Annotated in this window: 4 protein-coding genes; 3 read left to right on the forward strand and 1 reads right to left on the reverse strand. The window is 75.6% G+C overall.

From position 1 onward, the window contains the following. Nucleotides 1-3 precede the first annotated feature (3 nt). Nucleotides 4-624 carry an FHA domain-containing protein gene (locus ACWPOB_RS05870; RefSeq protein WP_165039411.1) on the forward strand — a complete coding sequence of 207 codons (621 nt, stop codon included), beginning with the start codon at nt 4-6 and terminating at the stop codon, nt 622-624. An 8-nt stretch (nt 625-632) separates the two neighbouring features. Here the strand turns inward: ACWPOB_RS05870 and ACWPOB_RS05875 are convergent, their stop codons facing one another. Next, nucleotides 633-1,535, reverse strand: a complete 903-nt coding sequence (locus tag ACWPOB_RS05875; protein ID WP_455400196.1) for an alpha/beta fold hydrolase — start codon at nt 1,533-1,535, stop codon at nt 633-635. Nucleotides 1,536-1,641: 106 nt separating this feature from the next. Here ACWPOB_RS05875 and ACWPOB_RS05880 point away from each other — a divergent pair, with 106 nt between their 5' ends. Continuing rightward, nucleotides 1,642-2,133, forward strand: a complete 492-nt coding sequence (locus ACWPOB_RS05880; RefSeq protein WP_003938253.1) for a TIGR00725 family protein — start codon at nt 1,642-1,644, stop codon at nt 2,131-2,133. A 134-nt stretch (nt 2,134-2,267) separates the two neighbouring features. Continuing rightward, nucleotides 2,268-12,385 (forward strand): amino acid adenylation domain-containing protein (locus ACWPOB_RS05885; protein WP_455400197.1); only part of this gene is annotated, 10,118 nt, incomplete at its 3' end.

Raw genomic sequence — 12,385 nt, forward strand, 5'->3', positions numbered from 1 at the left:
GTGATGAGCGTCGTCACCGAATCGCGTCTGTCGTATGTCGACAAGCAGGGGCGGCAGCATCGGTTCGAGCTGTCGCCGGAGTCGCCGCGCGTCACCATCGGCCGTGCTCCGAGCTCGGACGTGGCGTTCACCGGCGACAACGAGGTCTCCCGCCTGCACGCCGTCGTGGAGTGGATCGGCACCCACTGGACCATCCTCGACGACGGGCTCTCCCGCAACGGCACCTTCCTCAACGGGGAACGCATCACCGGCCGCCGGCGCCTGCGGGAGGGCGACAGCATCCGGGTCGGCTCGATCCGCCTGACCTTCCAGGAGATCGGTGCCGGACCGGACGAGGCGACCCGCGTCGCGTCGGAGCTGCCGACGGTGCGTTCGCTCACGGAGACGCAACGCGGAATCCTGCTCGCGCTGTGCCGGCCCTACAAGCACGGCGCCGCGTTCGCCACCCCTGCCTCCAACCAGGACATCGCCACCGAGCTGTTCCTCAGCGTCGACGCGGTCAAGACGCATCTGCGGGCGCTGTTCGCGAAGTTCGGTGTCGAGGATCTGCCGCAGAACCAGAAGCGGGTCCGGCTCGCCGAGCTCGCATTGCACAGCGGCGTCATCACCGAACGCGACCTCTGAACTGCGGCTCACCCCACTCGCTGCAGCAACCTGGCGAGTGCCCGCGCGACCTCCGCGGGGCGGTCTGCGATCACCGAGTGTCCGGCTCCGTCGACCCGCACCAGTTCGGCGCGCGGCAGCCGCGCCGCGAGACCGGCGGACAGCTCGAACGGGGTCCACTCGTCCGCCGACCCGCACAGCACGAGCGCGGGGACCGCGGCGAGCACCGCCAACGCGGCGGACTCGTCGAGCAGGGCGAACGATCGCAGGAACGCCGCCATCGTCACCACCGGCGTCTCGTTCGCGAGCACCGCCAGCAGGGCCGCCCACCGGGAGCCGGGGGCGCGTCGCTGCGCCGCCCGTCTCAGCGGCCGCACCGCCCGTCCACCGAGGTGCAGCGCGTGCTGCACGGCGCCGGGCGCGTGCTGCACCGCGCGGTGGAACAACTCGACCGCGGGACTGTCGAGGTACCGCCCGAGCCCCGACCGGCCGAGATCACCGGCGGCGGTGCCGATCAGGCAGATCCCGGCGACGCGGGTGCCGATCTCGTGCGGATGTTGACGGGCGTAGGACAGGATCGTCATGCCGCCCATCGAGTGGCCGACCAGCACCACCGGCCCGGCGGAGACCGCGCGCAGCACCGCCGCGAGATCGCGCCCGAGCTGCTCGACGGTGTACGTCTCCGGCCCGGCGGTGCCGGACGCGCCGTGACCACGGTGGTCGAAGAACACCATCCGCAGCGTCGCTCCGCGGTGTCGGAGCAGCGAATCCCGAAGAGGCGCCCAGGTTTCCGTGCGGCCGCAGTGGCCGTGGACGAACACGGCGGTGAGCGGTGCGCCGGCCGCGCCGATCTCGTGGACCGCGAGCGGCACGCCGTCGTCGGCGATCACCGTGTGGCGGCGTACGAGACGCTCGGTGCGGAGGGTGGACATGCGGACAAGGATCCGCCGGGTGCCGGTGCCGGGCGAGCAGCCCCGGTGGTGGTGGATTTCACCTCAGGGGGCCACTTCTGCACCCTGGGTGGTGGACAATCGCGTCATGGATGCGCAGCGGTATGTCGGCGTGGTCGGGCCCGCGGAGGCCACGGCCGAACAACGCCGGATCGCCCGTCAGGTCGGCGGGCTGCTCGCGGCGCGACGCGCCGTCGTCGTGACCGGGGGACTGGGCGGGGTGATGGCCGCGGCATCGCGCGGAGCGGCGGAGGCCGGCGGCACCACCCTCGGCCTGCTGCCCGGCGACGACCGCGCGGAGGCCAACCCGTACCTGACCGTGTCGATCCCGACCGGTCTCGGCGAGATGCGCAACGCCCTGCTGGTACGCACCTGCGAGGCGCTGATCGCGGTCGGCGGCAGCTGGGGCACGCTCAGCGAGATCGCGCTCGCCGTCCGCACCGGGGTCCCGGTGATCTCGATCGGGGGGTGGCCGCTGCCCGCCGCCGGGGTGCTCGCCGTGACCTCCGCCGGGGATGCCGTCGAAGCCATCCACGACCTGTTGTGGCGGCGCGATCCCACCGCGGGCTGGACCGGCTGAGGAGTTCTCGCACCCGAGGGTGATTCTCGACCACCCCTGCGGGTGCCGCGCCCACCGCTGGGGTCGGTATCGGCACCGGGGTCTGCGGACGACCGTGGAAGCAGCACAGTCCACCGGTCGTCAGGAGTACCCCCGTGTTGCACGAAAGCCCGGTCGCCCAACACCATTTCGCTGCCCCGCAGCCCGCCGGCGCGTTCCCGCTCTCGGCGGCCCAGCGCGGGATCTGGTTCGCACAGCACCTGGCCGGCGCCACGCCCGTCAACATCGCCCAGTACGTCGACATCGCCGGGGACCTCGACCTCGACGCCCTCGAAGGTGCCGCCCGTACCGTCGGACGCGAGTTCGGCACCGGCTTCCTGCGCATCGTCGAGGAGGACGGCCACCCGTTCCAGACCGTCGTGCACACCGGCGAGCGGCTGACGGTGGTCGATCTGCGGGGCGAGGCCGATCCCGTGGCCGCGGCCCGCGAATGGATGGAGCGCGACTACACCGCCCCGGTCGATATGTGCACCGACAGGCTCGCCGTCACCGCCGTGCTCCGCATCGCCGAGGACCGCTGGTTCTGGTACGCCCGGATCCACCACATCGCCCTCGACGGCGTCGGCGCGATGACCCTCGTCGCGCGCACCGCCGAGCTCTACACCGCGACCGTCACCGGGACCCCGGTGCACACGCCGCGCACCGCGGCGCTGCCCGACATCGTCGCCGCGGACGAGACCTACCGCCGCTCCCCGCGGTTCGAGGCCGACCGTGCGTACTGGACCGAGCACCTGGCCGGGCTGAGCGATCCCGTGTCGCTGGCCGGCCGGGCCGCCCCCGCCGACGCGCACCCGCTGCTGGTCGGCGCGGAACTGCCCGCCGACACCGAGCAGGCCCTGCGCGACGCCGCGGCCCGGCGCGGGTCGAGCCTCGCACCGCTGGTGGTCGCCGCGTTCGGCACCTACCTCGCCCGGATGACCGGCCACGACGAGGTGATGCTCAGCCTGCCCGTCTCGGCCCGCACCACCGCCACGCTGCGCCGCTCCGGGGGCATGCTCGCCAACGTGGTGCCGCTGCGGTTGCGCACCGACGCCGCCACCGTCGCCTCCGTGATCGCCGCGGCGGAACTCGAGCTGACCGGGGCACTGCGGCGCCAGCGGTACCGGCAGGAGGACATCGCCCGCGACCTCGGTCTCACCGGCGACCACGCCGCCGGGTTCGGCCCGTCGGTCAACCTCATGCTGTTCGACCACCGGGTCCGGCTCGGCGCGCTCACCGGGCGGGTCCACGTGCTCACCTCCGGGCTCATCGAGGACCTGTTCGTCAACCTCTATCCGGGCGGCCACAGCACGCACCTCGACTTCCAGGCCAACCCCAACCTGTACGACCGGGACGAGCTCGCCGCGCACCACCGGCGATTCCTCGCGTTCCTGCACGGTTTCGCCACCGCCGCACCCGACCGGCGCCTCGCCGACCTGGACCTGCTCGGCGACGACGAGCGCGCCGCCCTCGTCCCGGCCCGCGGCGCCGATCCGGTGCCGGCCCGCACCCTCGCCGACCTGCTCACCGCCGGGGCGGCCCTCGACCCCGGCACCGTCGCGGTGATCGACGGTCCGCGCACCGTGACCTACTCCGACCTGGACGCCGCCACCGACCGGCTCGCCCGGCTGCTGCTCGCCCGCGGCGCCGGCCCGGAGACCACGGTGGCGCTGGCGCTGTCGCGGTCCGTCGAATCGGTGCAGGCCGTGTGGGCCGTCGCCAAGACGGGAGCCGCGTTCGTGCCCGTCGACCCCGGCCATCCCCGGGCCCGGCTCGAGCACGTCCTGCGCGACAGCGGCGCCCGCATCGGCCTGACCGTCGCCGCGCACCGGGACGGCCTGCCCGACGACACCGACTGGATCGCCATGGACGACCCCGCGACCGTCGCCGCGGTCACGGCGGCGGACGCCGGCCCGGTCACCGACGCGGACCGGGAAACCCCGCTGCGGCCCGAGCACGCCGCCTACGTCGTCTACACCTCCGGTTCCACCGGCACCCCCAAGGGGGTCGTCGTCACCCATGCCGGCCTGGCGAACCTCGCCGACGACGCCCGCGCGCGTCTGGCCGTCGCCGCCGGCTCGCGCGCCACCCACCTGTACTCGCCGGCCTTCGACTCCTCGATCGAGGAGCTGCTGGTGACCTTCACCGCCGGCGCCACCCTGGTGGTGGTACCGCCGCAGGCCTACGGCGGCACCGAGCTCGCCGAGGTGCTCCGCGCCGGACGAGTCACCCACCTCGACGCGACCCCGGCCGTGCTCGCCACCCTCGACCCCGACGACCACCCCGAGATCGGCACGGTCGTCGTCGGCGGCGACGCCTGCCCGCCCGACCTGGCCGATCGGTGGTCGGTGGGCCGGGCGTTCCTCAACGCGTACGGCCCCACCGAGGCCACCGTCACCGCCACCTTCGCGGCCCCGCACCACCGCGGCGACCGGGTCGGGGTCGGCACCCCGATCCGCGGCATGCGCGCCCTCGTCCTGGACCGCCGGCTGCAGCCCGTGCCGGCAGGGGTGACCGGCGAGTTGTACCTGGCCGGCGCCGGGATCGCCCGCGGCTACCTCGGCCGCCCCGACCTGACCGCCGCCCGCTTCGTGGCCGACCCGTACGCGCCCGGAGAACGCATGTACCGCACCGGTGACCTGGTCCGCTGGCGCGGTGCGTCCTTTGGGCTGCCGGAGGGACCCGAAGGACACACCGGCGGCGCAGCCGCCGCGCTCGAGTTCGCCGGCCGCACCGACCATCAGGTCAAGATCCGCGGGTTCCGTGTCGAACTCGGCGAGGTCGACGCCGCGCTGCTCCGGCACCACACCGTTGCCCGGGCCGTCACCGTCGGCGCCACCACGCCCGCCGGCGCGACCGTCCTCGCCGCCTACGTCGTCGCGCACCCCGGTGCCGCCGTCGACGTCGACGCCCTGCACGGCGAACTCGCCGACACCCTGCCCGCCTACCTCGTGCCCGCGGCGATCACCGTGCTGCTCGAACTGCCGCTCACCCCCGTCGGCAAGATCGACCGCGCCGCGTTGCCCACCCCGGACTTCGGCACTCCCGCCGCCGGCCGCGCCCCCGAGGGGGCGCGCGAGGAACTGATCGCCGCCCTGTTCACCCAGGTGCTCGGCGTGGAACGAGTCGGCGCCGACGACAGCTTCTTCGCCCTCGGCGGCGACAGCATCGTCGCGATCACCCTCGTCTCCCGCGCCCGGGCCGCCGGACTGCGGTTCACCGCGCGTGACGTCTTCGAACGCCGCACCGTCGCCGCTCTGGCCGCCGTCGCGGTGGCGGACATCGGGGCCGGCGCCGTTCTTGCCGAACTCCCCGGCGGCGGCACCGGTCCGGTCGACACCACCCCGATCGTCGCCGAACTGCTGGCCGGCGGCGGGCCCGTCGACCGGTACGGGCAGGCCGTGCTGATCCGGCTGCCCGAGCATCCCGACCCGGCGCACCTGGCCGGGGCCGTGCAGTCGCTGCTCGATCGGCACGACGCGCTGCGGATGCGGCTGACCGCGCCCCGCACGCTCGAGGTGCTCCCCGTCGGCGCGGTCGCCGCCGACGAGGTGCTGCGCCGCGCCGCCGTCGACGAGCCACGCGGCGCCGCCGCGGCCGCGCTGGAGGCCGCGGCGGACCGGCTCGATCCGGCCGCCGGGATCGTCGCGCAGTTCGAGTGGCTGGCCTCGCCCGACGGCCGCGACGACCTGCTCGTGGCCGTCGTCCACCACCTCGCCGTGGACGCGGTGTCCTGGCGCATCCTGCTGCCCGACCTCGCCGCCGCCTACATCAACATCGCCGGCGGTGCCGCGCCCGCCCTCGCCCCGGTCGGCACGTCGCTGCGCCGGTGGGCGCACGGCCTGACCGAGGCCGATCGCAGCGACGAACTGCCGTTGTGGGAGCGGATTCTCGCGACGCCCGACCCGGCGCTGGGGGAGCGGCCGTTCGATCCGGCGCGCGACACCGTCGCCACCTCCGCCCGGCTGCGCGTGCACGTGCCTGCCGAGGTCACCGACGCCGTGCTGACCGCCGTGCCCCAGCGCTTCCACTGCGGCACCGCCGAGGCGTTGCTCGCCGCGCTCGGCCTGGCGGCCGAGCGGTGGCGCCGCAACCGCGGCCGCACCGCCCCCGCGACGCTCGTCGGCGTCGAGGGCCACGGCCGCGAGGAGGCGGCGGTCCCCGGCGCCGACCTGTCCCGCACCGTCGGATGGTTCACCACCGTGTACCCACTCGACGTGGACCTCACCGGGATCGACGTCGACGACGCCTTCGGTGGCGGTGCCGCGGCGGGCGCGGCGATCCGGTCGGTCAAGGAACGGCTCGCCGCCGTTCCCGACCACGGCATCGGCTACGGCCTGCTCCGGTACGTCGCCGGGGCCCTGCCCGCACATCCGGCGCCGCAGATCGCGTTCAACTTCCTCGGCCGCATCGACACCACGGTCGAGGGACCGTGGCTGCCGGTCGGCACCGCCGCCACCCACGAACCGCAGATGCCGCTGCCCGCGGTGCTCGACATCGACGCCGCCGTCGAGGCCGACGGCCTCGCCGCCACCTTCACCTACGCGACCGGCCTGCTCGACGAGGACGCCGTCGACGAGTTCGCGCAGCTGTGGGTGGCCGCGCTCGCCGCGCTCGCCTGGCACGTCGGCGACCCGGCCGCCGGCGGTCACAGCCCCTCCGACTTCCCGCTGGTCGCCGTCGGCCAGGACCGGATCGACGCGTGGGAGCGCGAACGCGGAGGCCTGGCCGACGTGTGGCCGCTGTCCCCGCTGCAGGCCGGGCTGCTGTTCCACACCGGGTACGCCGCCACCGACGCCCCCGACGACTACACCGTGCAGACCGTGCTCGAACTCGCCGGCACCGTGGACGCCGCCCGGCTGCGCGCCGCGGCGCAGTCCGTGGTCGACCGGCACGACAGCCTGCGGGCCGCCTTCCGCGACACGGCCGCCGGCCCGCTCCAGGTGGTGCTCCGCACGGCCGACGTGACCTGGCGGGAAACCGATCTGCGCGGCCGCGCCGACACCGACGGCGAGCTGGCGCGCATCCTCGACGCGGACCGCGCGGACCGGTTCGACCTCGCCGCCGCGCCGCTGCTGCGCGTCCACCTGGTCCGCACCGCCGCCGACCGGTACCGGCTGCTGCTGACCAACCACCACCTCGTCCTCGACGGCTGGTCCACCCCGCTGCTCGTCGCCGAACTGCTCACCGCCTACGCGGCGGGCGCGGCGGTGCCCGGACCGGCGCCGTCGTTCCGGGACCACCTGGCCTGGCTCGCCGGCCGGGACGCCGTCGCCGCGCGGACCGCGTGGGCCCACGCCCTGGACGGCATCGACGCCCCCACCCTCGTCGCCCCGCACGACGACCCCGCCGACACTGGCGGCGCCGCCCACACCCTCGCGCTGAGCGCCGAGACCGCCGCCGCCCTCGACGCTGCCACCCGCGCCCACGACGTCACCCTCGCCACCGTCGTGCAGGCGGCGTGGGCGCTGACGCTGGCCGAGCTCACCGGCCGCACCGACGTGGTGTTCGGCTCCACCGTCTCCGGCCGCCCTCCCGAGCTGCCCGGCGTGGACGCCGTGCTCGGCCTGTTCGTCAACACCGTGCCGGTGCGGGTGCGCCTGCAGCCCACCGACACCGGCGCCGACCTGCTGCGCCGCCTCCAGGCCGAACAGGCGGCGCTGCTCGAGCACCAGCACCTCGGCCTCGCCGAGATCCACCGGGCGGCCGGCGTCACCGAACTGTTCGACACCCTCGCCGTCGTCGAGTCCTACCCGCTCGACCGCGACGCCCTGTCCGCGACCGCCGACGGCGCCGGAATGCGGGTCCTCGGCGTCACCGGCGCCGAAGCCACCCCGTACCCGGTGAGCCTGATCGTCGTACCGGGCGCCCGGCCGGAGCTGAGCGTGCGCTACCGCCCCGCCTCGGTCGGCGACGCCGTCGCGCGCCGCATCCTCGAACGGTGCGCGGAGCTGCTCGGTGCGCTCGCCCGGACCCCGGACCGCCGCATCGCCGCGCTCGGCGCCCCCGGCGTCGACGCCCCGTTCGTACCGGCCCGCGACCGGGCCGTCACCCTCGCCGACATCCTCGCCGGCACCGCCACCCGTCACCCGGATGCGGTCGCCGTCGTCGCCGGCACCGCCGAGCTCACCTACCGCGAACTCGACGACCGGGCCACCGCCCTGGCGGGGCTGCTTGCCGCGCACGGCGCCGGACCCGGCACGCTGGTCGCGCTCGCGTTGACCCGCTCGCTCGAATCGGTCCTCGCCGTGTGGGCGGTCGCGAAGACCGGCGCCGCGTTCGTCCCCGTCGACCCGCGCCACCCGCTGGACCGGATCGAGCACATGCTCACCGATTCCGGCGCCCGGCTCGGCGTCACCGTCACCGCCCACCGCGACCGGCTGCCCGGCTCCGCGACGGCGTGGCTGGTGCTCGACGATCCCGGGACCGCCCGCCACACCCCGGCCGGCCCCGCGGTGCCGTCGCCGGCCCGGCTCGACGACCCGGCCTACCTGATCTACACCTCCGGCTCGACCGGGACGCCGAAGGCTGTCACGGTCACCCACCGGGGCCTCGGCAACCTGGTCGACGCGCTGCTCGCCGTGCTGGAGCCGACCCCGTCGGCGCGGGTCGCGCACGTGGCGTCGCCGAGCTTCGACGCGTCCTTGTTCGAACAGCTCGCCGCGTTCGCCGCCGGCGCCCGGCTCGTCGTCGTGCCCCCGACGGTCGTCGGCGGCGACGAACTGACCGACCGGCTCGCCGACGCGGGCGTCACCCACCTCGTCCTCACCCCCGCGGTGCTGGCCACCCTCGACCCGGCCGCGGCGCACACCGTGCGGGTGGTCGGTGTCTGCGGTGAGGCCGTCCCCACCGACCTGGTGCGCCGCTGGGCGCCCGGCCGCACGATGTTCAATCTCTACGGTCCCACCGAGGCCACCATCTGGGCCACCGTCGCCCCCCTCACCGCCGACGCGTCCGTCACCCTCGGCGCCGGTGTGCCCGGCACCGAAACCGAAGTCCTCGACGGCTGGCTGCGGCCGGTGCCGCTCGGCACGGCCGGTGAGCTGTACCTGGCCGGTCCCGGGCTGGCGCGCGGCTACCACGGCCGTCCGCAGCTGACCGCGAGCCGGTTCGTCGCGCATCCCGGACGGCCCGGGGAGCGCATGTACCGCACCGGCGACCTCGTGCGCTGGACCCGCGACGCCGACGGCGGCCCGGTGCTGGAATACCTGGGCCGCACCGACTTCCAGGTCAAGGTGCGCGGCATCCGCGTCGAGCTCGGGGAGGTCGACGCCGCCCTCGCCGCCGTCGCCGACGTGGACTTCGCGGCCACGCTCGGCCGTCCCGGTCCCACCGGCTCGGCCGTCCTCGTCTCCTACGTGCGGCCCGTGCCGGGCCGCGGGCTGGACCCGGACCGGCTGCGGGACCGGCTCGGCGAACAGCTGCCCGCCCATCTCGTGCCCGCCGCGGTCGTCGTCCTCGACGAGGTGCCGCTGACCCCGGTCGGCAAGCTGGACCGGACGGCGCTGCCGGAGCCGGACTTCGGCCGCAGCCGGCGCCCGGCCCGCGCGCCGCGCGGACCCGTCGAGACCGCCGCCGCCGCCGCCTTCGCCGACGTCCTCGGCCTGGACGGGCTCGGCGCCGCCGACTCGTTCTTCGACCTGGGCGGCAACTCCCTCGACGCGACCCGGGTGATCGCCCGCATCAACGCTACCGCCGGCACCGCCCTGGCGGTGCGCGACCTGTTCGAGGCGCCCACCCCCGCGGCGCTGGCCGCCCGCGCCGCGGGCCGCACCGGTGCCGCCGTCGCGCTCGGGCGACGGGAGCGGCCGGCCCGCCTGCCCCTCGGCCCGGCGCAGCACCGGATGTGGGTGCTCAACCAGCTCGACCCCGCGTCCGGCGTCTACAACATCCCGGTGGCGCTGCGCCTGCGGGGCCGGCTCGACGTCGCCCCGCTCGCCGCCGCGTTCGGCGACCTGATCGCCCGGCACGAGAGCCTGCGCACCGTGTTCCCCGCCGACGCGGAAGGTCCCCGCCAGGTGATCGTCGACGCGGCGCCCACCGGTCCGGACGTCGTCGACGTCCCCGCGGACGCCGTGCATGCCGCCGTGGCGGACTTCGCCGGGGCCGGCTTCGACCTGACCGTGGACCTGCCGGTGCGGGCCCGGGTGCTGCGTCTGGGTGCGGAGGAGCACGTGCTGGTGCTGGTGTTGCACCACATCGCCGCGGACGGGGTGTCGGTGGCGCCGCTGGCCCGGGACCTGATCGCCGCGTACGCCGCCCGCACCGCGGGTGCGGCCCCGGCGTGGGCGCCGTTGCCGGTGCAGTACGCCGACTACACGCTGTGGCAGCGCGAGGCGCTCGGCGAGCCCGGCGACCCCGACTCGACCACCGCCCGGCAACTGGACTTCTGGACCCGCACCCTGGCCGGCCTGCCGGATCGGATCGTCCTGCCCACCGACCGGCCCGGACCCGCGGTGCAGTCCGGCGCGAGCGCCGACGTCGCCTTCACCGTCGACGCCGGCGTCCACGCTGCGCTGCGTCGCCTCGCCCGCGCCGAGAACGCCACCGTGTTCATGGCCCTGCACGCCGGGCTCGTCGCGCTGCTGTCCCGCCTCGGCGCCGGCGACGACATCGCGGTGGGCAGCGCGGTGGCCGGCCGCGGCGCCGCCGAACTCGACGACCTGGTCGGGATGTTCGTCAACACCGTGGTGCTGCGCACCGCGGTGCGGCCCGAGGCCACGTTCGCCGACCTGGTGGCGCAGGTGCGCGAGGCCGACCTGGCCGCCTTCGCCCACGCCGACCTGCCGTTCGACCAGGTGGTCGAGGCGGTGCGCCCCGCCCGGTCCGCCGCGCACCACCCGCTGTTCCAGGTCTCGCTCGCGCTCGCCGACTTCGCGGCACCGACCCTCGAGATCGACGGGCTCGAGATCGCCGTCGAGGACGTCGAGCGTGGCTCCTCGCAGTTCGACCTCGGGCTCGAGCTGCGCGAACACACCGGCGACGACGGCCGGCCCGCCGGACTGGACGCCACCCTCACCTACGCCACCGACCTGTTCGACGACGCCACCGCGCGCACGATCGCCGCGCGGTTTGTGCGGCTCCTCACCGCCGTCACCACCGACCCGGCCGTTCCCGTCGGGGACGTGGATCTGCTCGACGCCGCCGAGTCCGCCGCCCTGCACGCGACGGCGGGTCCGGCCGGTGTCGGGCCGTGGCTGCTGCCCACGCTGCTCGGGGCCGCCGCCGCGGCGCACCCCCAGCGCCCGGCCGTGCGTGCCGACGGCACCACCTGGACCTACCGGGAACTCGACGCCGCCGCCGGCCGGCTCGCCCGCCTGCTCGTCGCCGCCGGGGTGGGCCCGGACGTGCGCGTGGCCCTCGCGCTGCCCCGCTCGGCGGAGTCGGTGCTCGCCGTGTGGGCGGTCGCCAAGGCCGGCGGCGCCTTCGTGCCCGTCGACCCGGCGTATCCGGCCGAGCGCATCGCGCACATGCTCGGCGACTGTGGTGCCACGCTCGGGCTGACCACGACCGCGCACCGGTCCGCGCTGCCCGGCGCGCTCACCTGGCTCGAGCTCGACGACCCGGCGCTGCGGGCGGCATACGCCGCCGAATCGGCCGCGCCGTTGACCGAAGCGGACCGGACCCGGCCGCTGCATCCCGACCACGCCGCCTACCTGATCTACACCTCCGGCTCGACCGGCACCCCGAAGGCCGTCACGGTCACCCACCGCGGGTTGGCGAACATCGTTCGCGCCCAGGATGATTCGCTGGCGGTCGGACCGGACGCACGGGTCCTCGGCTTCGCCTCGCCGAGCTTCGACGCGGCGATCTTCGAACAACTGGCCGCCTTCGGCTCCGGGGGCTGCCTGGTGTCGGTTCCGGCCGGCGTCGTCGGCGGCGCGGAACTCGCCACGCTGCTCGATGCCGAGCAGGTGACGCACATGGTCCTCACGCCGTCGGTGCTCTCGACGCTGGATCCGTCGGGATCGGCGTCGGTACGGACGCTCGCGGTGGCCGGTGAGGCGGTCGGTGCGGAGCTGGTCGAGCGGTTCGCCGGGGGCCGGACGATGCTGAATCTGTACGGGCCGACGGAGGCGACGATCTGGGCGTCGGCGGGACCGCTGGCGCCGGGACGGGCGGTGACGATCGGATCGGCCGTGCGCGGAGTGACCTCCCTGGTGCTCGACGGGCGGTTGCGGCCGGCCCCGGTGGGGGTTGTGGGGGAGTTGTACCTGGCCGGGGACGGGCTGGC

The sequence above is a fragment of the Rhodococcus sp. 2H158 genome (genome assembly GCF_053764755.1).